This is a genomic window from Bradyrhizobium sp. CER78 (assembly GCF_029846235.1).
Taxonomy (GTDB): domain Bacteria; phylum Pseudomonadota; class Alphaproteobacteria; order Rhizobiales; family Xanthobacteraceae; genus Bradyrhizobium.
Genome location: NZ_JARVWP010000006.1, coordinates 55,146 through 81,642, shown reverse-complemented (window position 1 = coordinate 81,642; position 26,497 = coordinate 55,146). Strand labels below are relative to the sequence as shown.

The 26,497-nt window shown below is 65.0% G+C and carries 21 protein-coding genes; 13 read left to right on the top strand and 8 right to left on the bottom strand.

Features of this window, described 5'->3' with window-relative positions; translation table 11 throughout:
• The first annotated feature begins 233 nt into the window (after positions 1 to 233).
• From QDT69_RS14465 to QDT69_RS14445, 5 genes are all read left to right on the top strand, one after another.
• Positions 234 to 3,194 (top strand): 2-oxoglutarate dehydrogenase E1 component, encoded by a 2,961-nt coding sequence (locus tag QDT69_RS14465; RefSeq protein WP_279707193.1) that lies wholly within the window; start codon positions 234 to 236, stop codon positions 3,192 to 3,194.
• A gap of 172 nt (positions 3,195 to 3,366) precedes the next feature.
• Positions 3,367 to 4,617 (top strand): 2-oxoglutarate dehydrogenase complex dihydrolipoyllysine-residue succinyltransferase, encoded by a 1,251-nt coding sequence (gene odhB / locus QDT69_RS14460; protein WP_146989850.1) that lies wholly within the window; start codon positions 3,367 to 3,369, stop codon positions 4,615 to 4,617.
• A 72-nt stretch (positions 4,618 to 4,689) separates the two neighbouring features.
• Positions 4,690 to 5,439 (top strand): SDR family oxidoreductase, encoded by a 750-nt coding sequence (locus QDT69_RS14455; RefSeq protein ID WP_279707192.1) that lies wholly within the window; start codon positions 4,690 to 4,692, stop codon positions 5,437 to 5,439.
• A gap of 84 nt (positions 5,440 to 5,523) precedes the next feature.
• Positions 5,524 to 6,924: a dihydrolipoyl dehydrogenase gene (lpdA, locus tag QDT69_RS14450; protein ID WP_279707191.1), complete on the top strand. Its 1,401-nt coding sequence runs from the start codon at positions 5,524 to 5,526 to the stop codon at positions 6,922 to 6,924.
• A gap of 138 nt (positions 6,925 to 7,062) precedes the next feature.
• Positions 7,063 to 7,602, top strand: coding sequence for a hypothetical protein (locus QDT69_RS14445; protein ID WP_279707190.1), 540 nt, complete (start codon positions 7,063 to 7,065; stop codon positions 7,600 to 7,602).
• A gap of 173 nt (positions 7,603 to 7,775) precedes the next feature.
• Here QDT69_RS14445 and QDT69_RS14440 read toward each other — a convergent pair whose 3' ends face one another.
• Positions 7,776 to 8,366, bottom strand: a complete 591-nt coding sequence (locus tag QDT69_RS14440) for a DUF4337 domain-containing protein (protein ID WP_279707189.1) — start codon at positions 8,364 to 8,366, stop codon at positions 7,776 to 7,778.
• Between the two features lie 145 nt (positions 8,367 to 8,511).
• A complete protein-coding gene (locus QDT69_RS14435; RefSeq protein ID WP_279707188.1) occupies positions 8,512 to 9,483 on the bottom strand; it encodes a tyrosine recombinase XerC in 972 nt (323 codons plus the stop codon).
• Positions 9,484 to 9,706: 223 nt separating this feature from the next.
• On the opposite strand from QDT69_RS14435, the gene QDT69_RS14430 reads away from it, so the two are divergent.
• A complete protein-coding gene (locus QDT69_RS14430) occupies positions 9,707 to 11,917 on the top strand; it encodes a primosomal protein N' (protein ID WP_279707187.1) in 2,211 nt (736 codons plus the stop codon).
• Between the two features lie 179 nt (positions 11,918 to 12,096).
• Here the strand turns inward: QDT69_RS14430 and QDT69_RS14425 are convergent, their stop codons facing one another.
• Complete coding sequence (locus QDT69_RS14425; RefSeq protein WP_279707186.1) at positions 12,097 to 12,585, bottom strand: septal ring lytic transglycosylase RlpA family protein; 489 nt, start codon at positions 12,583 to 12,585, stop codon at positions 12,097 to 12,099.
• A 630-nt stretch (positions 12,586 to 13,215) separates the two neighbouring features.
• Between QDT69_RS14425 and QDT69_RS14420 the strand changes: the two genes are divergently transcribed.
• The 7 genes from QDT69_RS14420 to QDT69_RS14390 all read left to right on the top strand — a co-directional run bounded on the left by QDT69_RS14420 (position 13,216) and on the right by QDT69_RS14390 (position 21,265).
• Positions 13,216 to 13,776 carry a F0F1 ATP synthase subunit delta gene (locus QDT69_RS14420; RefSeq protein WP_279707185.1) on the top strand — a complete coding sequence of 187 codons (561 nt, stop codon included), beginning with the start codon at positions 13,216 to 13,218 and terminating at the stop codon, positions 13,774 to 13,776.
• Positions 13,776 to 15,305 carry a F0F1 ATP synthase subunit alpha gene (gene atpA / locus QDT69_RS14415; protein WP_021078776.1) on the top strand — a complete coding sequence of 510 codons (1,530 nt, stop codon included), beginning with the start codon at positions 13,776 to 13,778 and terminating at the stop codon, positions 15,303 to 15,305. Before QDT69_RS14420 ends, atpA begins: the two co-directional genes overlap by 1 nt.
• A gap of 91 nt (positions 15,306 to 15,396) precedes the next feature.
• Positions 15,397 to 16,275, top strand: a complete 879-nt coding sequence (locus tag QDT69_RS14410; protein ID WP_279707184.1) for a F0F1 ATP synthase subunit gamma — start codon at positions 15,397 to 15,399, stop codon at positions 16,273 to 16,275.
• 26 nt (positions 16,276 to 16,301) lie between these two features.
• Positions 16,302 to 17,744, top strand: coding sequence for a F0F1 ATP synthase subunit beta (gene atpD / locus QDT69_RS14405; protein ID WP_279707183.1), 1,443 nt, complete (start codon positions 16,302 to 16,304; stop codon positions 17,742 to 17,744).
• A 116-nt stretch (positions 17,745 to 17,860) separates the two neighbouring features.
• Positions 17,861 to 18,268, top strand: coding sequence for a F0F1 ATP synthase subunit epsilon (locus QDT69_RS14400; RefSeq protein WP_050424279.1), 408 nt, complete (start codon positions 17,861 to 17,863; stop codon positions 18,266 to 18,268).
• 205 nt (positions 18,269 to 18,473) lie between these two features.
• Positions 18,474 to 20,141, top strand: coding sequence for an adenylate/guanylate cyclase domain-containing protein (locus tag QDT69_RS14395; protein WP_279707182.1), 1,668 nt, complete (start codon positions 18,474 to 18,476; stop codon positions 20,139 to 20,141).
• 140 nt (positions 20,142 to 20,281) lie between these two features.
• Positions 20,282 to 21,265 carry an AraC family transcriptional regulator gene (locus QDT69_RS14390; RefSeq protein ID WP_279707181.1) on the top strand — a complete coding sequence of 328 codons (984 nt, stop codon included), beginning with the start codon at positions 20,282 to 20,284 and terminating at the stop codon, positions 21,263 to 21,265.
• On the opposite strand, the gene QDT69_RS14385 is transcribed toward QDT69_RS14390, so the two are convergent.
• The 5 genes from QDT69_RS14385 to QDT69_RS14365 all read right to left on the bottom strand — a co-directional run bounded on the left by QDT69_RS14385 (position 21,223) and on the right by QDT69_RS14365 (position 26,488).
• Positions 21,223 to 21,723 carry an RNA pyrophosphohydrolase gene (locus tag QDT69_RS14385; protein ID WP_279707180.1) on the bottom strand — a complete coding sequence of 167 codons (501 nt, stop codon included), beginning with the start codon at positions 21,721 to 21,723 and terminating at the stop codon, positions 21,223 to 21,225. The two genes, QDT69_RS14390 and QDT69_RS14385, sit on opposite strands and share 43 nt — an antisense overlap.
• Positions 21,724 to 21,768: 45 nt before the next feature.
• The gene (locus tag QDT69_RS14380) at positions 21,769 to 22,272 is read right to left on the bottom strand and encodes an RNA pyrophosphohydrolase (RefSeq protein WP_016843816.1); all 504 of its coding nucleotides are present in this window, start codon (positions 22,270 to 22,272) and stop codon (positions 21,769 to 21,771) included.
• Positions 22,273 to 22,350: 78 nt separating this feature from the next.
• Positions 22,351 to 23,577 (bottom strand): divergent polysaccharide deacetylase family protein, encoded by a 1,227-nt coding sequence (locus QDT69_RS14375; RefSeq protein WP_279707179.1) that lies wholly within the window; start codon positions 23,575 to 23,577, stop codon positions 22,351 to 22,353.
• Between the two features lie 155 nt (positions 23,578 to 23,732).
• Positions 23,733 to 25,109, bottom strand: coding sequence for a S41 family peptidase (locus tag QDT69_RS14370; RefSeq protein ID WP_279707178.1), 1,377 nt, complete (start codon positions 25,107 to 25,109; stop codon positions 23,733 to 23,735).
• Positions 25,106 to 26,488, bottom strand: coding sequence for a peptidoglycan DD-metalloendopeptidase family protein (locus QDT69_RS14365; RefSeq protein WP_279707177.1), 1,383 nt, complete (start codon positions 26,486 to 26,488; stop codon positions 25,106 to 25,108). Before QDT69_RS14365 ends, QDT69_RS14370 begins: the two co-directional genes overlap by 4 nt.
• Between the last annotated feature and the right edge of the window lie 9 nt (positions 26,489 to 26,497).

Below are 26,497 nucleotides of genomic sequence, written 5' to 3'. Positions count from 1 at the left end.
GATATTGGCGCGATTTCGGGCGGGTTCTCCTTGGAGAACCCGCCTTTTTCATGCGTTTTGCCGTCAGAACGCCGATCAATAAAATATGAAAATTGATTCATTCTTTAGTTCTTTTAGGCAGGAATATCCGACCTAGATAGGGTAAAGGATATCCATCCAGCCGGCGCTCTTCCCAGACCGGCACTTGCGCCGTCTCCTACGCGCGAACCGAAAAAAATCACCAGGACTGCCTCATGTCTCGCCAAGACGCGAACGCCGCTTTTGCTCTCTCCTCATTCCTGCAGGGCACCAACGCCGCCTACATCGACGATCTTTATGCTCGGTACGAGCAGGACCCGTCGTCGGTCGACGCCGAATGGCAGGATTTCTTCAAGAGCCTGAAGGACGCCCCGGCCGACGTGCAGAAGAACGCCGAAGGCGCCTCGTGGGGCCGCGCCAACTGGCCGGTGACGCCGCGCGACGAGCTGACCTCGGCGCTCGACGGCAACTGGGCCCAGGTCGAAAAGGCGGTCGGCAGCAAGCTGGCGGCCAAGGCACAGGCCAAGGGCGCCGCGCTCTCCGACGCCGACGTGCACCAGGCTACGCGCGATTCGGTCCGCGCCCTGATGCTGATCCGCGCCTACCGCATGCGCGGCCATTTCCACGCCAAGCTCGATCCGCTCGGCATCGAGGCGCCGCGCGATCGCGAGGAGCTCGATCCGCGCTCCTACGGCTTCACCGAGGCCGACTTCGATCGCAAGATCTTCCTCGATCACGTGCTCGGCCTCGAATACGGCACGCTGCGCGAGATTGTGCAGATCTGCGAGCGCACCTACTGCCAGACGCTCGGCGTCGAGTTCATGCACATCTCCAACGCCGCGCAGAAGGCCTGGATCCAGGAGCGCATCGAAGGTCCGGACAAGGAGATCAGCTTCACGCCCGAGGGGCGCCGCGCGATCCTCAACAAGCTGATCGAGGCCGACGGCTTCGAGAAGTTCTGCGACACCAAGTTCACCGGCACCAAGCGCTTCGGCCTCGACGGCGGCGAATCGCTGATCCCCGCGCTCGAGCAGATCATCAAGCGCGGCGGCAATCTCGGTGTGAAGGAGATCGTGTTCGGCATGCCGCATCGCGGCCGCCTCAACGTGCTGACCCAGGTGATGGGCAAGCCGCACCGCGCACTGTTCCATGAATTCAAGGGCGGTTCGGCCAATCCGGACTCGGTCGAAGGCTCCGGCGACGTCAAGTATCACCTCGGCGCCTCCTCGGACCGCGAGTTCGACGGCAACAACATCCATCTGTCGCTGACCGCGAACCCGTCGCATCTGGAGATCGTCGATCCCGTCGTGATGGGCAAGGTGCGCGCCAAGCAGGACCAGCACGGCGATCCGCCCGACATGCGCATCTCGGTGCTGCCGCTGCTGATGCACGGCGACGCGGCGTTCGCGGGCCAGGGCGTGGTGGCGGAATGCTTCAGCCTGTCCGACCTGAAGGGCTACCGCACCGGCGGTTCGCTGCACTTCATCGTCAACAACCAGATCGGCTTCACCACCTATCCGCGCTACTCGCGCTCGTCGCCCTATCCGTCCGACGTCGCGAAGATGATCGATGCGCCGATCTTCCACGTGAACGGCGACGATCCCGAAGCTGTGGTGTTCGCGGCCAAGGTCGCGATCGAGTTCCGGCAGAAATTCCACAAGCCGGTCGTCATCGACATGTTCTGCTACCGGCGCCACGGCCACAACGAGGGCGACGAGCCGGCCTTCACCCAGCCGGTGATGTACAAGCGCATCGCCTCGCACCCCACCACGCTGGAGATCTACGCCAAGCGGCTGGTCGCCGACGGCGTTTTGACCGACGGCGAGGTCGAGAAGGCCAAGGCCGACTGGCGCGCGCGGCTCGATGCCGAGCTCGAGGCCGGCGCCGGCTACAAGCCGAACAAGGCCGACTGGCTCGACGGCAAATGGGCAGGCTTCAAGTCGGCCGATCAGGAAGAAGACGCCCGCCGCGGCGTCACCGGCGTCGATGTCGCCGTGCTCAAGGAGATCGGCCGCAAGATCACCAAGGTGCCGGACGGTTTCCGGGTTCACCGAACCATCCAGCGCTTCCTCGACAATCGTGCCAAGGCCATCGATACCGGCGAAGGGATCGACTGGGCGACCGGCGAAGCGCTGGCGTTCTGCACGCTGCTGCAGGAAGGCCATCACGTGCGGCTGTCCGGCCAGGATTCCGAGCGCGGCACCTTCTCGCAGCGCCATTCGGTCCTGATCGACCAGGAGGACGAGAGCCGCTACACGCCGTTCAATCATCTCGGCGGCGAAGACACCGGCCATTACGAGGTCATCAACTCGCTGCTGTCGGAAGAAGCCGTGCTCGGCTTCGAATACGGCTACTCGCTGGCCGAGCCGAATGCGCTGGCGCTCTGGGAAGCGCAGTTCGGCGACTTCGCCAACGGCGCCCAGGTGGTGTTCGACCAGTTCATCTCCTCGGGCGAACGCAAGTGGCTGCGCATGTCGGGCCTCGTCTGCCTGCTGCCGCACGGCTATGAAGGGCAGGGACCGGAGCACTCCTCCGCGCGCCTCGAGCGTTATCTGCAGATGTGCGCCGAGGACAACATGCAGGTGGTCAATCCGACCACGCCGGCGAACTACTTCCACGTGCTGCGGCGCCAGCTGCATCGCGAGATCCGCAAGCCGCTGATCCTGATGACGCCGAAGTCGCTGCTGCGCCACAAGCGCGCCGTGTCGCGGCTCGATGAGCTCGGCAAGAACGCCACGTTCCATCGCATCCTGTACGATGACGCGCAGATGCTGCCGGACGAGAAGATCAAGCTGGTGCCGGACGACAAGATCCGTCGCGTCGTGCTGTGCTCCGGCAAGGTCTATTACGACCTGTACGAGGAGCGCGAGAAGCGCGGCATCGACGACATCTATCTGATGCGCATCGAGCAGCTCTATCCGGTGCCGTTGAAGGCGCTGGTCCAGGAGTTCGGCCGCTTCAAGAATGCCGAGATGGTCTGGTGCCAGGAAGAGCCCCGCAACATGGGTTCCTGGCACTTCATCGAGCCCTATCTGGAGTGGGTGCTGAACCAGGTCCACGCAGCCAACAAGCGTCCGCGCTATGCCGGCCGTCCGGCATCGGCGGCGACCGCCACCGGGTTGATGTCGAAACATCTCGCGCAGCTCAAGGCGCTGCTCGACGACGCACTGAACTAACGATCTTCACCAACACCATGCCCCGCCTTGTGCGCAATTGCGCACTGGAGCGGGGCATCCGGTATCCCGCGTCATCCAGCACAAGCGCTGTCGTCACGGAGTACCGGGTCGTTCGCTTTGGCGGATGGTGGCCGGATAAATTTTCGACCGCAAGGTTATCGAGGAAAAGACCATGACTGAAATTCGCGTTCCAACGCTCGGCGAATCCGTAACCGAGGCCACGATCGGCCGCTGGTTCAAGAAGGCCGGTGAGGCCGTTGCGGTGGACGAGCCGTTGGTGGAGCTGGAAACCGACAAGGTCACCATCGAGGTGCCCGCGCCGGTCGCCGGCACGCTCGGCGAGATCATCGCCAAGGATGGCGAGACCGTTGCCGTCGGCGCGCTGCTCGGCCAGATCAATGACGGTGCCGTCGCAGCGGCCAAGCCCGCTGCCGCAGCCGCAGCTCCCGCCAAGGCCGCAGCGCCGGCGCCTGCCGCCGCTCCCGCAGCGGCGCCTGCCGCACCCAAGGTGCCGCCGGCGGATGCGCCGCTCGCGCCGTCGGTGCGCAAGCTCTCCGCCGAAAGCGGCGTCGACGCCTCGACCGTTCCGGGCTCGGGCAAGGACGGCCGCGTCACCAAGGGCGACATGCTGGCCGCGATCGAGAAGGCCGCCTCGGCGCCGACCCCGGTCAACCAGCCGGCCGCCGCCGTTCAGGTCCGTGCGCCGTCGCCGGCGGACGACGCCGCGCGCGAGGAGCGCGTCAAGATGACCCGGCTGCGCCAGACCATCGCGCGCCGCCTCAAGGATGTGCAGAACACCGCCGCGATGCTGACGACCTTCAACGAGGTCGACATGACCGAGGTGATGAAGCTGCGCGCCCTCTACAAGGACACGTTCGAGAAGAAGCACGGCTCGAAGCTCGGCTTCATGGGCTTCTTCACCAAGGCGGTGGTGCAGGGGCTGAAGGACATTCCGGCCGTCAACGCCGAGATCGACGGCTCTGACCTGATCTACAAGAACTACTACCACATCGGCGTCGCGGTCGGCACCGACCGCGGCCTGGTGGTGCCCGTCGTGCGCGACTGCGATCACAAGTCGATTGCCGAGATCGAGAAGTCGATCGCCGACTACGGCCGGCGTGCCCGCGACGGCCAGCTCAAGATCGACGAGATGCAGGGCGGCACCTTCACAATCACCAATGGCGGCATCTACGGCTCGCTGATGTCGACGCCGATCCTCAACGCGCCGCAGTCCGGCATCCTCGGCATGCACAAGATCCAGGAGCGGCCGATGGTGGTCGGCGGCAAGATCGAGGTGCGCCCGATGATGTATCTGGCGCTGTCCTACGATCACCGCGTCATCGACGGCAAGGAAGCGGTCACCTTCCTGGTGCGCGTCAAGGAGAGCCTGGAGGATCCGGCCCGCCTGGTGCTGGACCTCTAAGGTCATATCGCGCGCGGCGTCCGATCGGATCGGGCGCCGCGATTCGTTGGGTGCTTACCTTTGGGGATCAATGTGACGGACAAGGTCGTTGTCATCACCGGCGGCAGCCGCGGCATTGGCCGCGCCACCGCGCTTGCAGCTGCCGCGCGCGGCTATCGCGTCGTCGTCGGCTACGCATCCAACCAGGGTGCGGCCAATGAAGTCGTCGCCGCGATCGAGGCCAGGAACGGCAAGGCGATCGCGGTGAAGTGCGACGTCGGCAGCGAGGCCGACATCCTGGCGCTGTTCAAGGCTGCGGATGGCTTCGGTACGCTCGGTGCGCTCGTCAACAATGCCGGCATCGTCGGCAAGAGCGGTGTGCGCGTCGACGAGATGTCCGCCGAGCGCATCCAGCAGATGATGGCGGTGAACGTCACTGGCAGTATCCTGTGCGCGCGCGAGGCGGTGAAGCGGATGTCGACCAAGCACGGCGGCAAGGGCGGCGTCATCGTCAACCTGTCCTCGGTCGCGGCGAAGCTCGGCGCGCCCAACACCTATGTCGACTATGCCGCCTCCAAGGGCGCAATCGATTCCTTCACGGTCGGCCTCGGCTACGAGGTCGCGAATGAAGGCATCCGCGTCGCCGGCATCCGGCCCGGCTTGATCGACACCGACATCCATGCCGCGGGCGGTGAGCCCGATCGCGCGCATCGGCTCGCCCATATGGTGCCGATGAAGCGCGTCGGCACCGCGGATGAAATCGCCAACGCCATCGTCTGGCTGATCTCGGACGAGGCGTCCTACGTCACCAGCGCGATCCTCGACGTGTCGGGCGGTCGCTAAAACATAAATCCGACGCGGATCCCGATCTGCCGGTCAGATCGGACCCGCCTCATTGTCACAGAGTTAGCTACAGGACCTTCCATCATGGCTTCTTACGATCTCGTCGTCATCGGCACCGGCCCGGGCGGATATGTCTGCGCGATCCGCGCGGCGCAACTCGGCATGAAGGTCGCCGTCGTCGAGAAGAATGCGACGCTGGGCGGCACCTGCCTCAATGTCGGCTGCATGCCGTCGAAGGCGCTGCTGCACGCCTCCGAGATGTTCGAGGAAGCCGGGCACTCCTTCGCCAAGATGGGCGTCAGCGTCCCGGCGCCGAAGCTCGATCTGCCCGCGATGATGAACTTCAAGCAGCAGGGCATCGACGGCAACGTCAAGGGCGTCGAGTTCCTGATGAAGAAGAACAAGATCGACGTGCTCAAGGGCACCGGCAAGATCCTCGGTGCCGGCAAGGTCGAGGTCTCCGGTGACGGCAAGTCCGAAACCGTCGAGACCAAGAACATCGTGATCGCCACCGGCTCCGACATCGCACGCCTGAAGGGCATCGATATCGACGAGAAGCGTATCGTGTCGTCGACCGGCGCGCTGTCGCTGGAGAAGGTGCCGGAGAAACTGCTGATCATCGGCGCCGGCGTGATCGGGCTCGAACTCGGCTCGGTCTGGCGCCGCCTCGGGGCGGATGTCATGGTCGTGGAATTCCTCGACCGCATCCTGCCTGGCATGGACGGCGAAGTGGCAAAACAATTCCAGCGCATGCTGGAGAAGCAGGGCTTTGTCTTCAAGCTCGGCACCAAGGTCACTGCGGTTGACACCTCGGGCAAGACGCTGCAGGCCAAGGTTGAGCCGGCCGCAGGCGGTGCTGCGGAGACCATCGAGGCCGACGTCGTGCTCGTGTGCATCGGCCGCGTGCCCTACACCGAGGGCCTCGGGCTGAAGGAGGCCGGCGTTGCGCTCGACAATCGCGGCCGCGTCGAGATCGACGCGCACTTCTCGACCAATGTGAAGGGCATCTACGCGATCGGCGACGTCGTCGCCGGGCCGATGCTCGCGCACAAGGCGGAAGACGAGGGCGTTGCCTGCGCGGAGATCATCGCGGGCCAGGCCGGCCACGTGAACTACGACGTCATTCCAGGTGTTGTGTATACCACGCCGGAAGTATCGTCGGTCGGCAAGACCGAGGAAGACCTCAAGCAGGCGGGTGTCGCGTATACCGTCGGCAAATTCCCGTTCACCGCGAATGGCCGCTCCAAGGTCAATCAGACCACTGACGGCTTCGTGAAGGTTCTCGCAGATGCGAAGACGGACCGGGTGCTCGGCGTCCACATTGTCGGCATCGAGGCCGGCGAAATGATCCACGAAGCCTGCGTGCTGATGGAATTCGGCGGCTCGGCCGAGGATCTGGCCCGCACCTGCCACGCACATCCGACCCGCTCCGAGGCGATCAAGGAAGCTGCGCTTGCGGTAGCCAAGCGCGCCATCCATATGTGATGATCGAACGTCCGGCGCGAGCCGGGCTGGAGCATGATCCGGAAAAGTGTGAAGCGGTTTTCCGAGAAGATCATACTCGAACAAGGAGCTGAAGCGTGATGATTCAACTCGGTCTCATCGCGCTTTAGGATCATACCGATGTTGCGCCGCCTGCTTCAGCCGTTCTGGGTCCTGCTTGCGATCATCTTCCTGATCGAGGCCTGGCTGTGGGACCACCTCGAGCCGATCGTGGCCCGGGTGGTCGCCTGGATCCCGCTCCGTGCGCTCAAGCAATGGCTTGCCGACCGGGTCGATTCGCTGTCGCCGGCGATGACGCTGATCGTCTTCGTCGTGCCGCTGATCCCGCTGTTTCCGCTCAAGCTGGTCGGGCTCTGGCTGCTGGCGAACCAATATTGGTTCAGCGCAGTCTCGCTGATCCTGTTCGCCAAATTCCTCGGCGTCGGCGTCACGGCCTTCCTGTTCGACGTGACGCGATCGAAGCTGCTGGAGATGCCCTGGTTCGAGGCGCTCTATAATTACGTGATGGCGCTGCGGGCCAAGGCCACCGCGCTGGTCGAGCCGATCAAGCGGCGCATCCGCGAGATGATCAGCGGCGACGGCGAGGGCTGGGCCGCGCGCACGCTGCGCCTGATCGCTCGCTTCCGCAAAAGCGTGCATCAGACCAGCAAGGTTCTCTAGGCGGCGCTCCTGCTCCGTCACCCCCGCGCAAAGGCGATGCCTTTGTCGCTGGAGGAGCGCGCATGGCGCGCGTCTCGAAGGGTCGACGGCCACCACTGTGGCCGTGCATCCTTCGAGGCTCGCTCCGCTCGCACCTCAGGATGACGGGGATAGCAAGGCGCCAGCCTGCCGCCTCAATGCAGAGGCAGCAAGTGCGGCTGGAATAGGCCGAGCACGGTCATCACGATGCCGGCCAGTGTCACCAGGCCGGACACCCAGACGAGCGCGGCAATACCGGTGATGATGGTCGCGGACGCCAGCACGATGGCGATCTGGAAGGCGGCGGAGGCAAGCTCGAAGTGGTGATATTTCGCAGTGGCCTCGTCGCGCTCATGCTCGGCGTGTTTGGCGCGCTCGGCGAGCTGTTCGGTGCCCTCGCCGGTCTCCGGCTCCGAGCGATAGCGCGCCGCGGTCTTCTGCCAGTCGTCGATCTGCTTCTGCAGCGCGGCCTTGGCCGCCTCGTCGGTGGTGGTCGCGAGGTTCAGCTTGCCCTGCTCGGCGGCGGTCTGCACCGCGGTGCGGCGGATGCTCTTGGCCTGGAAGAAGGCCCAGAGGTTGGAGGCTTCGACGTTCTTGCTGATCGATTCGGTCTGGGCGCCCTTGCCGAGCGTTTCCGACAGCGCCAGACAGAGCGCGATCACGGCGATCAGGAGCGCGATCTTTTTGTTCTCGCCCGACGCATGCTCGGCATGCTCCGCCTGCTCCATACTTTCATGTGCGCTCATGATTCCCCTCCGATGAGACTGTGCCACGATTGCCGAATGCGGTGCACAAGGCAAGGGGCGGCAGTTTGTGGTTAGCCGTATGAAGATGAACGCAGCATGACGGCGAGCCAGATCCGGCGTCCTATCTGGACCGGGATCCGGCCATTCAGCCGCGCGGGTGCGCGGAGCGGTAGACCTCGAGCAGGCGCTCGCTGTCGATGCCGGTGTAGATCTGCGTGGTCGACAGCGACGCGTGGCCGAGCAATTCCTGGATCGCGCGCAGGTCGCCGCCGCGGCTCAGCAGGTGGGTGGCGAAGGAGTGCCGCAACGCATGCGGCGTCGCGCTGTCGGGCAGGCCGAGCGCGCCGCGCAGCCGCTCCATGGTGAGCTGGATGATGCGGGGGCTTAAGGGGCCGCCGCGCGCACCGACGAACATCGGACCCGTGGGGCTGAGCTGGTGCGGGCAGATCGCCGCATAGTCCTCGATCAATTGCAGTACGTTCTGCAGCACCGGCACCATGCGGGTTTTGTTGCCTTTGCCGGTCACGACCAGCACGTCGCCTTCGCCCGGCTTCGGCACGTCGCGGCGCTTCAGCCCCAGTGCCTCGGAGATGCGCAGGCCCGAGCCGTAGAGCAGCGCCATCACGGCGGCGTCGCGCACCAGGATCCAGATCTCGCGCTCCTCGCCGGCACGCTCATCGGCATCGGCAAAGCGTTTCGCCGCCTCCATATGGATCGGCTTCGGCAGGCTCTTTGCCACCTTGGGCGCGCGAATCGCCGAGAGTGCGCCGACCTTGCCCTTGCCTTCGCGTTCCAGGAAGCGTCCGAACGAGCGCAGCCCCGCCAGCGCCCGCATCAGCGACCGTCCGCCGATCTCGTCTGCGCGCCGCATCGCCATGAACGCCCTGACATCACTCGCCTCGAGCGCGGAGAAGGCCGCAAGCGTCACGCGTGCGCCCCAGTGTTCAGCGAGGAAGGCCAGGCATTGCCGCACGTCGCGGGCGTAGGCCTCGAGCGTCTTCGGCGACAGCCGCCGCTCGGCGCGCAGATGCGACAGCCAGCGCATCATCTCCTGCGTGACTGATGTGTCGGCGCAGTCGAGCTCGAGCGGTGGGATGGGTTGATCGGTCCGGGCCATCTGCAAAGGGCTATTGGCGCTGCTAATCTCCTGATTATATCGCACTGCCTTCGTTTACCGATCGCTAAGACCGCGCAGCGGTGACAGAGCGTTTTCGAGCGAAGTGGAGGCCGGTTCGCGTGAAGAAAACGCGTCAAAACAAGAAGCTGGAGATTTGGTTCTGATTCATTCAGAACCAAATCTCCAGCCCGGTGCAAAGTTCGGATTCAAAAGCCCTGATTCAATGGATCACACCACGCGCCCCAGCCCAGCCGCCGCATCGACGACACGTGTCGTCGACGTGCTGGTGCCTGTGGCGCTGAACCAGACTTATTCCTACCGTGTGCCGCGCGGCATGGACCTTGCGCCCGGCGATGTGATCTCTGTTCCGCTCGGGCCGCGCGAAGTCGTCGCGGTGGTGTGGGCCGAGAATGCCAGGCCGGATCCGCGGCTGCACAACCGGCTCAAGGACGTCAGCGAGAAGCTCGACGTTCCGCCGCTCCGGGCGGAGCTGCGCCAGCTGGTCGACTGGGTCTCCACCTACACGTTGTCGGCGCGCGGCATGGTGCTGCGGATGACGCTGCGGATGGGCGAGAATCTCGGGCCGGAGCGCACGCGGCTCGGCGTCCGCCTGATCGGCGAGCCGCCGCGGCGCCTGACGCCGGCGCGCCGGCGGGTGATCGAGGTGCTGTCGGACCGCTTGCTGCACGGCAAGTCGGAGGCGGCACGGGAGGCCGGGGTCAGCTCGGGCGTAATCGACGGCCTGGTCGACGAAGGCACGCTGACGGTCGAGGCGATGCCGCCGCCGGCCGCGCCGCCCGTTCCGGACCCCTCCTACGCCCAGCCGGATTTCTCGCGCGAGCAGCGCAGTGCGGTCGACGTGCTGCGGACGCTGGCGGCGAGCGGCAGTTTTCATGTCGCGCTGCTCGACGGCGTCACCGGTTCCGGCAAGACCGAGGTCTATTTCGAGGCGATCGCGGAGAATATCCGCCGCGGTAAGCAGACGCTGATCCTGATGCCGGAAATCGCGCTGACCGGCCAGTTCCTCGACCGCTTCGCGCAGCGCTTCGGCGTACGTCCGCTGGAATGGCATTCGGAGCTCACGCCGCGCACGCGGGCGCGCAACTGGGCGGCGATCTCAGAGGGCAAGGCGCCGGTCGTGGTCGGCGCCCGCTCGGCGCTGTTCCTGCCCTATGCCGATCTCGGGCTGATCATCGTCGATGAGGAGCACGACCAGGCCTACAAGCAGGACGACGGCGCGCATTATCACGCGCGCGACATGGCGGTGGTCCGCGCCCATATCGCCAAGATCCCGATCGTGCTGGCGTCGGCCACGCCGTCGGTCGAGAGCGAGGTCAATGCGCGCAAGGGACGCTACCAGCGCGTCGCGCTGCCGTCGCGGTTCGGCGGCCAGCACATGCCGCATATCGAGGCGATCGACATGCGCCGCGCGCCGCCGCCGCGCGGGCGGTTCATTTCGCCTGTGCTGGCCGAGCAAATTCGTCATGCGATCGAGCGCCGCGAGCAGGCGCTGCTGTTCCTCAACCGCCGCGGCTATGCGCCGCTGACGCTGTGCCGCGCCTGCGGCCATCGCTTCGCCTGCACGATTTGCGACGCCTGGCTGGTCGATCATCGCTTCCGCCAGCGGCTGGTCTGTCATCACTGCGGTTTCTCGATGCCGCGCCCGAACATCTGCCCGCATTGCGCGGCCGAGGAATCGCTGGTCGCCGTCGGCCCGGGCGTCGAGCGCCTGCAGGAGGAGGCCGCGAGCATCTTTCCCGAATCCCGCACTATGGTGCTGTCGAGCGATCTCATCACCTCGATCGAGACCATGCGCAGCGAGCTGAACGAGATCGCCGAGGGCCGCGTCGACATCATCATCGGCACCCAGCTGGTGGCCAAGGGGCACAATTTCCCGCGGCTCAATCTGGTCGGGGTCATCGACGCCGATCTCGGCCTCAGCAACGGCGATCCCCGCGCCGCCGAGCGGACGTTCCAGCTGTTGAACCAGGTGGTCGGACGTGCCGGCCGCGAGCAGGGCCGCGGCGTCGGCTATCTGCAGACCCATCAGCCGGAGCATCCGGTCATTAAGGCCCTGATCGCGAACGACCGCGAGGCGTTCTATGCCAGCGAGATCGATATCCGCGAGCGCACCGGTTATCCGCCGTTCGGCCGGCTGGCGAGCCTGATCGTCTCCGCCGGCGATCGCCCGACCGCGGAAGGATTTGCCCGCAAGCTCGCCGCGGTCGCGCCGCTCGATGAGCGGATCCAGGTGCTCGGTCCCGCCGAGGCGCCGCTGGCGGTCATCAAGGGCCGCTACCGGTTCCGCCTGCTGGTGAAGTCGCTGCGCAATGTCGACCTGTCGCAATATCTGCGCGAATGGCTCGAGGCGGGCCCGAAGACCACGGGCAATCTGAAACTCGAGGTCGACGTCGATCCGCAGAGCTTTTTGTAGAGGCCGTCATTCCGGGATGGTCCGGAAGGACCAGACCCGGAATCTCGAGATTCCGGGTTCGATGCTGCGCATCGCCCCGGAATGACGAAAAGAAAATGCCTGCCGTCATTCGCGACGGCAGGCCTATTGGCGCGAAGCAGGCCTCGCGGCCGTTACGCAACGCAACGCTTACTGAACGCTTAGGACACGACCTCGGCGGTGACGCGGCCGACGCCGGCGCCGGTCAGGCCGATGGCGCGGGCTGCGCCGGTCGAGAGGTCGAGCACGCGGCCGCGGACGAACGGGCCACGATCGTTGATGGTGACGACGACGCTGCGGCCGCCATGGGTGACGCGGACCTTGGTGCCAAACGGCAGCGAGCGGTGGGCAGCGGTCATGGCGTTCTGATTGAAGCGCTGACCGGAAGCGGTGCGGCTGCCCGACTCATTGCCGTAGAAGGAGGCCATCCCCGAGAACGAGTGGCCGCCGGACGGCTGGATCGATGCATTGGCATCGCGCCAGGACGAACCTTCGGCGCGGGCCTGGTGATGATGGTGGCGGTGATGATGGTGCCTGGACTTCGCGGACGCCTCGGTCACGCTGCCCCCGACCAGGATAGTTGCGGCTACAAACGCAAGCGCCGTACGCGAGCGGGTTACGTTGCCCGCCGCCTTCTTGATATTCAGCATTGATAAGACCCTCAGACAGTATTGCCGCTAACACGGCAAGTGGAACCCCCGTCCCTTCGTTGACCAAGGCCGTTTGGTTTCGCAATGAGGCACGAATTAGGCAGTAAATCCCAATTGTCTCGGGCTGAAATATCTTGTTACCGCTTTGGGGTATTCAATCGAGGTTCCGTAACCTTGGCCGTTAACGAATTTTTAACGATTCGAATACTAACGAATACTGATTATCTTTCTGGTTGTAAGTTTTCAGTAAGTAATCGCGAAATGAAACGGCAGCCCGCTGCGGGTTCCTTGCGGCCGAGCCCATAGGGCCATGCAAATTTCGATGGAACAAAATCGAGGGACGCGATTCGGAGCCGGCTGCATCGGATTTCCGCGCGCCGAATTTTTCTGATTCGACCAGCGGCCGCGGTCGCGAAAAACCGCATGCGACAAGGCGGCTCTCACGATGCCGTCATGTTGCACCTGCGCGATTGCTATGTTAGCAAAGCCGCGATTTTAACGGTCCCGGCATGTCCTGTGCCGGTCGAAAATCGAAGTCCCGCTTGAATTCCAAGGGCTTGGATCGCTAGGCGCTGCTTTGGTGGCGACGGTTTTTCCCTTGCGAATTTGACAGCAAAAAAGAGCGAGCTCGTGGCTGCTGAAGATCCGTCCGTTTCGGGAGTTTCCGGTCGTTATGCAACGGCCCTGTTCGAGTTGGCACGCGACGAGCAATCCGTCGATCAAGTCAGGGCCGATCTCGACAAATTCGAAGCCATGCTCAACGACAGCGCCGATCTCAAGCGCCTCGTTCGCAGCCCGGTGTTTGCCGCCGAGGCCCAGCTGAAGGCGCTGACCGCGGTGCTTGACAAGGCCGGCATCGCCGGCACGTCGGCAAAATTCCTCAAGGTTCTCACCGCCAATCGCCGGCTGTTTGCCGTCGCCGATGTGATCCGCGCCTACCGCGCGCTGGTGGCGAAGTTCAAGGGCGAGGCGACTGCGGAAGTCACCGTCGCCGAGCAGCTCAGTGACAAGAATCTCGACGCCCTGAAGACCGCACTGAAGTCAGTGACGGGCAAGGACGTCGCGCTCAACGTGAAGGTCGATCCCTCCATTATTGGTGGCCTGGTGGTCAAGCTCGGCAGCCGCATGGTGGATAGTTCGCTTCGCACCAAACTCAATTCGATCAAGAACGCGATGAAAGAGGCAGGCTGATGGACATCCGCGCCGCAGAAATTTCTGCGATCCTCAAGGACCAGATCAAGAATTTCGGCCAGGAAGCCGAGGTCACCGAAGTTGGCCAGGTGCTGTCGGTCGGCGACGGTATCGCCCGCGTCTACGGTCTCGACAACGTTCAGGCCGGTGAAATGGTCGAGTTCGAGAACGGCACGCGCGGCATGGCGCTGAACCTCGAAACCGACAACGTCGGTATCGTGATTTTCGGCGCCGACCGTGAGATCAAGGAAGGCCAGACCGTCAAGCGCACCCGCGCCATCGTGGACGCGCCGGTCGGCAAGGGCCTGCTCGGCCGCGTCGTCGACGCGCTGGGTAACCCGATCGACGGCAAGGGCCCGATCCAGGCCACCGAACGCAAGCGCGTTGACGTCAAGGCGCCCGGCATCATTCCGCGCAAGTCCGTGAACGAGCCGATGGCCACCGGCCTCAAGGCAATCGACGCCCTGATCCCGATCGGCCGCGGCCAGCGCGAGCTGATCATCGGCGACCGTCAGACCGGCAAGACCGCGATCGCGCTCGACACCATTCTGAACCAGAAGCCGCTCAACGCCCAGCCGGACGAGAGCCAGAAGCTGTACTGCGTCTACGTCGCGGTCGGCCAGAAGCGCTCCACGGTTGCGCAGTTCGTCAAGGTGCTCGAAGAGCAGGGCGCGCTAGAATACTCGATCGTCGTCGCGGCGACGGCGTCCGATCCGGCTCCGATGCAGTACATCGCGCCGTTCACCGGCTGCACAATGGGCGAATACTTCCGCGACAACGGCATGCATGCCGTGATCATCTATGACGATCTGTCCAAGCAGGCCGTCGCCTACCGCCAGATGTCGCTGCTGCTGCGCCGCCCGCCGGGCCGCGAAGCCTACCCGGGCGACGTGTTCTATCTGCACTCCCGCCTGCTCGAGCGCGCCGCCAAGCTCGGCAAGGATCATGGGTTGGGCTCGCTGACGGCGCTGCCGGTCATCGAAACCCAGGCCAACGACGTGTCGGCCTACATCCCGACCAACGTGATTTCGATCACCGACGGTCAAATCTTCCTGGAAACCGACCTGTTCTTCCAGGGCATCCGTCCCGCGGTGAACGTCGGTCTGTCGGTGTCGCGCGTCGGTTCGTCGGCGCAGACCAAGGCCACCAAGAAGGTCGCCGGCAAGATCAAGGGCGAGCTCGCGCAGTACCGCGAAATGGCGGCGTTCGCGCAGTTCGGCTCCGACCTCGACGCCTCGACCCAGCGCCTGCTCAACCGCGGTTCGCGCCTGACCGAGCTGCTCAAGCAGCCGCAGTTCTCGCCGCTGAAGATGGAAGAGCAGGTCTGCGTGATCTGGGCCGGCACCAACGGCTATCTCGATGCGCTTCCGCTCAACAAGGTGAAGGCGTTCGAGGATGGCTTGCTGTCGCTGCTGCGCGGCAAGCACGTCGATATCCTCAACGCGATTCGCGACAGCCGCGACCTGTCTGACGACAGCGCCGCCAAGCTGAAGTCGGCGGTCGACGGCTTCGCCAAGACGTTTGCATAACGAATGGGGCGTCGCCCGGCTCGCCGCCGGGCGTGACGAACAGAGGCTTGCGATCTGACCATTGTGGTCGGATCGCCGGGGTGAACGAAGAATGGCGTCACTAAAAGACATGCGGGTCCGCATCGCCTCGACCAAGGCGACGCAGAAGATCACCAAGGCCATGCAGATGGTCGCAGCCTCGAAGCTGCGCCGTGCGCAGAACGCCGCCGAAGCGGCGCGGCCCTATGCCACCAAGATGGATGCGGTGATTTCCAACATCGCAGCCGCGGCCAATGGGACGCCCGGCGCGCCGGCACTGCTTGCCGGCACCGGCAACGACCAGGTGCACCTGCTTTTGGTCTGCACCGGCGAGCGCGGCCTGTCCGGCGCTTTCAACTCGGCCATCGTGCGCCTGGCGCGCGAGCGGGCGAACGCGCTGCTCGCGCAGGGCAAGGAAGTGAAGTTCTTCTGCGTCGGTCGCAAGGGCTATGAGCAGCTGCGTCGGACGTTCGAGAAGCGGATCGTCGAGCATCTCGACCTGCGTTCGGTACGGCAGATCGGCTTCGTCAATGCCGAGGACATCGCGAGCAAGGTGCTGGCGCGGTTCGAGGCCGGCGAGTTCGATGTCTGCACGCTGTTCTATTCGCGCTTCCAGTCGGTGATCGCGCAGATCCCGACCGCGCAGCAGATCATCCCGCTCGAGGTCGCCGCGCCCGCCGCGGGCACGGCTCCTGCCACGTCTTATGAATACGAGCCTGAAGAGGACCAGATCCTCGGCAGCCTGCTGCCGCGCAACCTCGCGGTGCAGATCTTCCGCGCGCTGCTGGAGAACAACGCCTCGTTCTATGGCGCGCAGATGAGCGCGATGGACAGCGCGACCCGCAATGCCGGCGAGATGATTCGCAAGCAAACCCTGATTTACAACCGTACCCGTCAGGCCCAGATCACGAAGGAGCTGATCGAGATCATCTCCGGCGCTGAGGCGGTCTAAGGCAGATTTTCGAAGGAGAACAGTCCATGGCTACAGCAGCCAATCCGATCGGTCGCGTTACCCAGGTCACGGGCGCCGTGGTCGACGTGCAGTTCGAAGGCCACCTTCCGGCGATTCTGAACGCGCTCGAGACCAAGAACGGCGGCAACCGCCTGGTGCTCGAAGTCGCACAGCATCTCGGTGAATCGACCGTCCGCACCATCGCGATGGATATCACCGAAGGTCTGGTCCGCGGCCAGGAAGTGACCGACACCGGCGAGCCGATCCGGGTGCCGGTCGGCGAGGGCACGCTCGGCCGCATCATCAACGTCATCGGCGAGCCGATCGACGAAGCCGGCCCGATCAAGGCCGACGGCGTGCGCGCCATCCATCAGGAAGCGCCGACCTACACCGACCAGTCCACCGAAGCTGAAATTCTCGTCACCGGCATCAAGGTCGTCGATCTTCTTGCTCCGTACGCCAAGGGCGGCAAGATCGGCCTGTTCGGCGGCGCCGGCGTCGGCAAGACCGTGCTGATTCAGGAGCTGATCAACAACGTCGCGAAAGCGCACGGCGGTTACTCCGTGTTCGCCGGCGTCGGCGAGCGCACCCGTGAGGGCAACGACCTCTATCACGAGTTCATCGAGTCCAAGGTCAACGCCGATCCGCACAACCCGGATCCGAGCGTGAAGTCGAAGTGCGCACTGGTGTTCGGCCAGATGAACGAGCCGCCGGGCGCCCGCGCCCGCGTCGGTCTGACCGGTCTGACGGTCGCCGAGCACTTCCGCGATCAGGGCCAGGACGTGCTGTTCTTCGTCGACAACATCTTCCGCTTCACCCAGGCGGGTTCGGAAGTGTCGGCGTTGCTCGGCCGTATTCCTTCGGCGGTGGGCTATCAGCCGACGCTCGCGACCGACATGGGCGCGCTGCAGGAGCGCATCACCACCACCCAGAAGGGCTCGATCACCTCGGTGCAGGCGATCTACGTGCCGGCCGACGACTTGACCGACCCGGCGCCCGCCACCTCGTTCGCGCACTTGGACGCCACCACGGTGCTGTCGCGCGCGATCTCGGAAAAGGGCATCTATCCGGCGGTGGACCCGCTCGACTCGACCTCGCGCATGCTCTCGGCGCTGGTCGTCGGTGAAGAGCACTACAACACCGCGCGTCTCGTCCAGCAGATCCTTCAGCGCTACAAGTCGCTGCAGGACATCATCGCCATTCTCGGCATGGACGAACTGTCGGAAGAGGACAAGCTGACGGTCGCCCGCGCCCGCAAGGTCGAGCGCTTCCTGTCGCAGCCGTTCCACGTCGCCGAAATCTTCACCGGCTCGCCGGGCAAGTTCGTCGACCTCGCCGACACCATCAAGGGCTTCCGCGATCTCTGCCAGGGCAAGTACGACCATCTGCCGGAAGCGGCGTTCTACATGGTCGGCACCATCGAAGAAGCCGTCGAGAAGGGCAAGAAGCTCGCCGCCGAAGCGGCCTGAGCTTCATGATGTCGTCATCGCCGGACCTGATCCGGCGATCCATCGAACGAAAACTGTCTTGACTGATGGACCCGCGGGTCGAGCCCGCGGGTGACAGCGCAAAGAACGGAAAGACCATGGCCACCTTCCACTTCGATCTCGTCTCTCCCGAAAAGCTCGCCTTCTCCGGCGAGGTGGATCAGGTTGACGTCCCCGGCGTGGAGGGTGATTTCGGCGTGCTCGCCGGCCACGCTCCGGTCGTCGCCACGGTTCGTCCGGGCATCCTGACGATCACGGCCGCCGGCAAGCGCGACAAGGTGATCGTGCTCGGTGGCCTCGCCGAGATGTCGGACAAGGGCCTCACCGTGCTCGCCGACGTCGCGACCACGATTGCCGAACTCGACCGCGTGAAGTTCGCGGAGACCATCAAGGAGATGGAAGAGAAGCTCGCCGAGAAGGAGGGCTCCGAGCTCGATCACGCGATCGAACGGCTCGACCACTTCAAGAGCATACAGAACGAGCTCAACACCACGGCTATGCACTAAGGCGCGATTGCCGACCAGCGATCGCGCCGATGTGTCGAGTGAGCCGGCCCCCTTTGTGAAATCGCTCACAGTTTTCCAGTCATCGTCCGTCAGGACTTGAATGATTCAACGCTCGCCGCACCCTGGCGGGCGTTGAATGCTTATTGCACCCGCAAACGTCTGGCGGCATTCTCCCCGGCATATTTGGATTCCGGGGCTGGTGCTCATGAAGCGCAAGATCGCGGCGATCTTTGCGGCCGATATTGCAGGCTATAGTCGATTGGTTGCCGAGGATGAGGAAGAGACGCTGCGGCGGCTCGCCTCCTATCGTCAGGTCACCGACGACTTCATTGCAAAATGCGGTGGCCGCATCTTCAACACCGCAGGCGATGCGGTGCTCGCGGAATTTCCCAGCGCCGTCGAGGCCGTGCGTTGCGCGATCGACATCCAGGAAAGTCTGCGCACGCGCAACATGGCCTATCCGCCAAGCCGGCAGATGTCGTTCCGGATCGGTATCACCATCGGCGATGTGGTCGAGCGCGACGGCGATCTGCTCGGTGACGGCGTCAATATCGCAGCCCGGCTCGAGGGCCTCGCGGAGGTCGGCGGCATCTGCGTGTCGCGCGCCGTGCACGAGCAGGTCGTCAACAAGCTGTCGGTGCAGTTCGCCGACATCGGTGCTCAGGACGTGAAGAACATTCCGACCCCGGTGCACGCCTACATGGTGGCGATGCGGCGCGAGGACGGCAGCTACGCAACGCCGCAGGTCAAGAAGCCGATCAAGGCCGTGCCTTCAGGTACGCCAGCCTGGATGTGGCCCGCTGCCATCACCGTGGTGCTGCTCGCCGCGATCGGCGTCGGCGGCTTCCTCGCCTACACCAAGCTGGAAACCTCGGCGGCGAAGCCCGCTTCCGTGGCGAGTTCAACACCGGCGCCCGCGCCGTTGCTATCAGCCTCACCGGCCCCGTTGGTTGCGCCGTCGCCGCCGGCATCGACTGCACCATCTGCGCCTTCGAAGCCCGCGCCGGCATTGGCGGCGACGGCATCGACTGCGTTAGGTGATAAACTCGGTGATAAGCTCGCGGCCGACATCGTTCCGTTCGTCAGCGATCGCACCCGCAACATGCTCGCGACCGAGTATTTGCCCGCAGGCGATTCCAAGGCGGTCGCTCTCAACATCAATGGCTTCGTCGGCTGGAGCGTGGCGCAGCCCAGTGAGGACGCGGCGAAGACGGCGGCGCTGGATCTATGCCAGAAGCGCGCCGACAATGCGGGCTCGCCGCGCAAATGCGAACTATACGCCGTCGGCAACACGATCGTGTACACCCATGGCCAGCCTCCGGTGCCGCCCTTGCCGTGGGTCAAGCGTGATGTGCTGGTCGAGAAGCCGTACGCCACCAAGGATGTGCCGCTGCTGCGCGACGCGGCCAGGGCCCGGCTCGACAGTCTGTTCGTGCCGGGCCGCAAGACGCGAACCATCGCGCTCGGCCCGGGCGGCCACTACTTCTTCAATGCGGGCATCGATTCGCTGGAGGAATCGGCGCGGCGCAATCTGCAAGCCTGTGGCGCGGTCGCCGGCGTGCCCTGCACGATCGTCGCGGTCGACGACGTCTTCGTGGTGCCGATTCCGGCGACGTTGCGTGTGACCGGCTTCCTCAGGGCGGCGGACAGCTCGGTCATCGTTCCGAGCGAGCGGGCCGATGTCGTCCGCAAGCTTGCCGATGCGACGGCAGGCTGGAATGCGGTCGCGGTCGGGACGCAGGGACGGCCGGGACTTGGATTGAAGGCGGAGAACGAGCAGGGCGCGGTCGACGCCGCGCTCGGCGAATGCGCCAGGCGCGACAGCGATTGTCATGTCATCGCGATCGGCCCGTTCACGGTCGGCCCGAACTAGAACCTGCAAAGTGGTGAACCGATCCGGAAAATGTGAAGCAGCTTACAGCTGAGATCGGGCACAAGTGACAAGCTGCGGCGCAACGACGAACCGACTTGATCGGATCGCGATTCCGCTTTGGACGTAATGGACAAGATTCCGTGCTGACCTTCTCCACCGATGCGCTCCGCCCGCAGGACCGTTTCGAGCACTGGTGCGACGTGCGCGGCAAGAGCCTGTTCGGGGTCACGATCGAGCTCGAGCGCGACAAGCGGCCTGACTTCCGCGGGCACTTTTCCGCGACGCCGGTGGGCGATGCCGTGCTGGCGGAAATGTCGGCATCCTCCTATCGGGTCAGCCGTACCTCATCGGACATTACGCGCGTCCCGAGCAACAGCCTGCAACTCGCCTGGCAGGTGCGTGGCCCCGGCCACCTGAATATCGGGCGCGATCGTGTTCACTTCGTGCACAACGGTGATCTGGTGTTCGGCCACTCCAATCTGCCGTATTTCTCGACGCCCGAACGGACCGACGGTTTCCATTTCTTCAGCCTCAAGATCCCGGTCTCCGACGAGTTCGTGCTCGGCGCGCAAATCGAGGATGCGCCGCCGGTCGCGCTGGCGCGCGATGCGCGGCTGACCCGGCTGGTCGGCGCCATGACCCGCGACCCGGCGCACGCCGGGCAGTTCGCCGACGAGGTCACGCATATGGTGCGGCTGGCGTTGCTTGCGCGCGGACGTTTGCGGCCGCGGCAGGATGAGATCCGCGCCGCGCTGCATGCGGGCTACCTGCATGCCGCGCGCGAAATCCTGCTGCGCGATCTGCATCGCGCCTCGCTTACGCCGGCCGCGGTCGCAACCGAGCTCGGCATTTCACTGCGGCAATTGCATGCGCTGTTCGAGCCGACCGGCCTGTCGTTCGCGCGAACGCTGACGGCGACGAGGTTGCAGGAGGCGAGGCGGCTGCTCTACAGCTTGCAGGAACGCGGCATCGACGAGATCGCGTTCGCATGCGGCTTCGACAGCATCGCAACCTTCTATCGCGTGTTCCGCGCGACCTATGGGATGACGCCAGGCGATGCGCGGCGCACGCCGCCGCAGGATCAGCCGGCGAATTGCGCAAACCGGGTCGCGACCGCGCGATAGACGTCGCGGCGGAACGGCACCACGAGGTCGGCGACGCGGTCGAGGCGCTCCCAGCGCCATCGATCGAATTCCGCGGGCTGGCCGTTGCGCGGCGTCAGCGGATCGATCTCCTCGTCGCGTCCAGTGAAGCGCAGCGCAAACCATTTCTGGCGCTGGCCGCGGAATTTGGCGAGCCGATGCGATGCCGGGCCGTCATAGGCGGGGAATTCGTAGGTCATCCAGTCGGTCTCGCCGAGATAGTCGGCGCTGACCGCCCCGGTCTCTTCCCACAATTCGCGCATCACGGCCTGGCGCGGATCCTCGCCCGCGTCGATGCCGCCCTGCGGCATCTGCCATTCGAGGCCGGGCAGCACGATCTCCGGACCATCGTCCTTGATCCGGTGGCCGATCAGCACGCGTCCAAAGCTGTTGAACAGCGCGATGCCCACGTTGGGGCGATAGGGCTTATCCGATGACATCTCGATGGCTGCGTCGCGCGTTGAGTTAGCCGATCATCCGGCCGTTCACTTCGCCGCCAGACCGGCGAATTCCTTCACGACGCGCTCATAGACCGGGCGCTTGAACGGCACAATCAGCTCCGGCAAATTCTTCATCGGCTCCCAGCGCCAGGTGATGAACTCGGCCTTGTGGCCGCCACCGGGATTGGCGACGTTGATCTCGTTCTCGTCGCCGGTGAAGCGCAATGCGAACCACTTCTGCCGCTGGCCGCGATAGCGGCCCTTCCAGGCGCGGCCGGCGACGGTGCGCGGGATGTCATAGATCAGCCAGTCCGAGACCTCGCCGAGCTTCTCCACCGACTTGATGCTGGTCTCTTCATAGAGTTCGCGCCGCGCGGCCTGAAACGTGTCCTCGCCGGGATCGACGCCGCCTTGCGGCATCTGCCAGACATGCGCGTCGTCGACATGCTCGATGCCGCCCGCGCGGCGTCCGATGAAGACCAGTCCGGCCGTATTCAGCAGCATGATGCCGACGCAGGTTCGATAGGGCAGGTCCTCATAACGTGCCATGCTGCCGCTACCTCGCATTTCCTGATGCCATCAGACCCGGCCCCCCGGCTAGGTCATGCTGCACCAACAGATTGATCTTTAGCCCGATTTTGATTTCAGCATCGCCGTTGTCAATGGCACAAGCATAATGCCCTTGGAATCCAGTGTCTTGAGCCAGGCGCCGAGCCGCTCGATCGAGACCGGCAGCGCCGAGGCGACGCCCACGGCGGTGCCGCGCTCCTTGGCGATCGTTTCCAGCTTGACCAGCGCGCGGTCGATTTCGGCCGAGGTCGGCACGGCGTCGATGGCGAAATCGGCCTTGGCGAATGGTAGCGATTGGCCGGCGGAGAGGTTCTGCGCCACGCTGCGCGGGGTGGAACCGTCGTCGAAATAGCTCAGGCCGCGCTTGGCCGCTTCGCGCACGATGGGTTGCATCACGGGATCGGTCGCGACGAAGCGGGCACCCATGAAATTGGCGATCCCGGCATAGCCCTGCAGGCGGCTGAGGTGCCAATAGAGCCGGTCGAGGTTCTGCTCGCTGCTCAACGTGGTCAGCAGGGTCTGCGGCCCCGGATCGTTGTCGGGATAGTCGAACGGCTCCATCGGGATCTGCAGCAGGATCTCGTGGCGCTGTGCCCGGGCGCGTTCCGCGAGCTTGCCGGGGTCGGCGCCATAGGGCGTGAAGGCGAGCGTCACGGCCGGCGGCAGCTTCATGATCGCATCGGCCGTCTTGGCGGCGCCGACGCCGAGGCCGGCGACCACGACGGCCACCACGGGCATCCGGGCCGCCTTGGCGCGGTCGGCCTCGGCCGCATAGACCGTGAACGGCTTCAGGCCGTCGGCGACCACGGGGATCATGCCGTAGCGCGACTTTTCCAGCAGGCGCGGGTCGATGCCGGTCATCGCGAGCGGCGGCGCGTCGCCGTCAGCCTTCTCAGCCGCCAGGTCGCCGGCGCCGATCACCACGTCCTGGCGCTTGCCGCTCGAGCCGTCGATGATGGTGACCGTCCTCGCGTCATTCTTCGCGTCATTCTTGGCGTCGCCGGCTGCGGCCGGTGCCTTGGCGGCGGATTTGACCGCCGGTTCGGCCGGGGCGTGCTTGTCGTCGGCGGATGCAGGTGGGGGATTAAGGAGAGTGATGCGGGCCATCGGCTCGCCGCCGAGCGGGTTGTCGTTGAACAACGCAACGCCAACGAAACCGACCAGCACCAGCCCCAGCAGCACGGCGAGCGCCTGCATCGCCGTGAAGGGCAGGCGGAAACGGCGCGTCCTGCCCGCGGTCTGTTGCCCAAGCGGCGTGCTCAGTTCGTCGGCCGCTTCTGCCATGCCCCTCCCCGAATCAACAGCGCGAACGATAGCACGATGCGGTGCATTCCCGCGCGCCGGCCTCCCCGGCAAAGCACGGACGGTGGTGGATGCCGAAAGCAAAAAGGGCGGCCCGAGGGCCGCCCTGTTCGCCTAGACGATTGGATTGGATTGGATCAGTTCGCGGACTTGTTGGCCGGCTTGTCGGCAGCGGCCTTGTCACCGGGCGCCTTGTCACCGGCCGGTACCGGCGTGGCGTTCGAGGTCGACTTGATGCCGTGCAGCAGGTCGTCGGCCATCTTCAGCGCCTTGTCGTCCTTGGCGTCCGGCGGGACATAGGACTGCGAGCCGGTCTTCTCGTCGCCATCGTTCTTCAGATGGCCGCGCAGCGAAGCCTCGCCCTTGGTGTCGGTACGCGCCTTCAGCTCGTCCGGCACGTCCTGCAGCACCTCGATATCGGGCACGATGCCCTTGGCCTGGATCGACTTGCCCGACGGCGTGTAATAGCGCGCGGTGGTCAGGCGCAGCGCGCCGTTGCCCGAGCCGAGCGGGATGATGGTCTGCACCGAGCCCTTGCCGAACGAGCGGGTGCCGACCAGCGTCGCACGCTTGTGGTCCTGCAGCGCGCCGGCGACGATTTCGGAGGCCGACGCCGAGCCGCCGTTGATCAGCACGATGACCGGCTTGCCCTTGGTGAGGTCGCCCGGATGCGCGGCGCGGCGCTGGGTTTCCTCGGCATTGCGTCCGCGCGTCGAGACGATCTCGCCGCGTTCCAGGAAGGAGTCGGACACGGTGACCGCTTCCTCCAGCAGGCCGCCGGGATTGTTGCGCAGGTCGATGATGTAGCCCTTCAGCTTGTCGCCGATCTGGCCCTGCAGGTTGGCGACCTCCTTCTTCAGACCTTCGGTGGTCTGCTCGTTGAAGGTGGTGATGCGGATATAGGCGATGTCGTCGGCCTCGACGCGCGCGCGCACCGAGCGGACGCGGATGTTGTCGCGCACCAGCGTGACGTCGATCGGATTGTCCTGGCCCTTACGGATGATCTTGAGCTTGATCTTGGTGTTGACCGGACCGCGCATCTTCTCGACGGCCTGGTTCAGCGTCAGGCCCTGCACCGCCTCGTCGTCGAGCGTGGTGATGATGTCGTTCGCCATGATGCCGGCCTTCGAGGCCGGGGTGTCGTCGATCGGCGAGACGACCTTGATCAGCCCGTCTTCCATCGTGACTTCGATGCCGAGGCCGCCGAACTCGCCGCGGGTCTGCACCTGCATGTCGCGGAAGCTCTTGGCATCCATGTAGCTCGAATGCGGATCGAGGCCGGACAGCATGCCCGAGATCGCGGATTCGACCAGCTTGGAGTCGTCGGGCTTCTCGACATAGTCGCTGCGCACACGCTCGAACACGTCGCCGAACAAATTGAGCTGGCGGTAGGTGTCCGACGTCGCGGCGCGCGCGCTCGATCCCATCAGCACAGCGCGGGGCTGCGTGACGAAAAGCGTCAGGGCCGCGCCGGTGGCGGCGCTAAGGAGAATTACCGAAGTCTTGCGCATCATCCGCGAACCTTTTCGCCTTCACTTGTGGCCCACCATGGGCCTGGATCGATTGGAGTGCCGTCTTTCCGGAACTCGACATAGAGCACTGGCTGGCTCGCATTGGTCGCGAGAATGGATGCAACTTGGGACGTCGACCCCATGGTCGCAACCGGCTCCCCCGTAAGTACAAACTGGCCGATGTTTACCGAAATACGCTCCATCCCGGCGATCAGGACATGATACCCGCCCCCGGCATTGAGGATCAAGAGTTGTCCATAGCTGCGGAAAGGACCCGCGTAAACAACCCAGCCGTCACACGGGGTTGTGACCTGCGCGCCCGTTTTGGCTGCCAAAGAAATGCCTTTTTGTACGCCCCCCGCGCCGTCGGAACCGCCAAATTCGCGAATCTTGGTGCCATTCACGGGATAGGAGAACAGGCCTTTGGCCGAGGCGAAGGCGACCGCCGGGCTCATGCGCGCCGGGTCCTTGAGCGCCCCGAGATTGGGTTTACCGTTAACGGTCGCCGGCGCCCCCTGGAGGCTGGCCGTGGCGGCGGCCTTGGCCGCGCTCTTGAGGTCCTGCTCCATCTTGGCGATCAGGCTCTGCAGATTGTCGGCCTGCTTGGACAGCGCGATGGCGCGGGCGCCTTCGGCCTCCATGTCCTTTTCGGCTGCGCTCTGCTGCCGCTGCCGCTCGTCGACCAGCGCCGCAAGCCGGGTCTGGTCCTCCCTGAGCTTGTCGCGGTCGGCCGCCAGCGCGTCGCGCTCGGTCGAGATGGTCTTGCGCAGCGCGACCAGTTCACCGAGATCGGCGGCGAGCTTCTCGGCGCGGACGCGCAATTCCGGCACCACTGCGCCGAGCAGCATCGCGGTGCGCAGCGATTGCAGCGCGTCCTCGGGCCGCACCAGCAGCGCCGGCGGGGTGCGCCGCCCGGCGCGCTGCAAGGCGGCCAGCACCTCGATCACCTCGGAGCGGCGTGAATCCAGCGAGCTGCGGATCTCGCGCTCGCGGCCGTCGAGCGGCTGCAACCGTGCTTCGGCGTCGGCGATCCTTGTCTCAACGCCGCGCACCTGGCCGGCAATGTCGATCAGCTGCTGATTGAGCTTGCTGCGGTCCTGGCCCATCGCGGCGATGTCGGCCTTCAGCTTCTCCTGCAACTCGGTCGCCTTGCGCTGCTGCTCGCGCGCGGCCTCGAGCTCCTGCTCGCGCTGCTTGATGGCGTCGGGCGATGTCTCCGCCGTCGCGGCCTGCTGTGACGGCGGTGCAGGCTGCGGCGTCGGAGATGGGGCCTGTGCATGTGCCGATGCGACGAGGAGCGCAAGCGACAGCGGCAATGGTGCGGACAGCCAGCGTCGTCGCGTGGCGCGAAGATCGAAAAACTTGTCCCGCTTGTGCTGCATCCGAGCTGT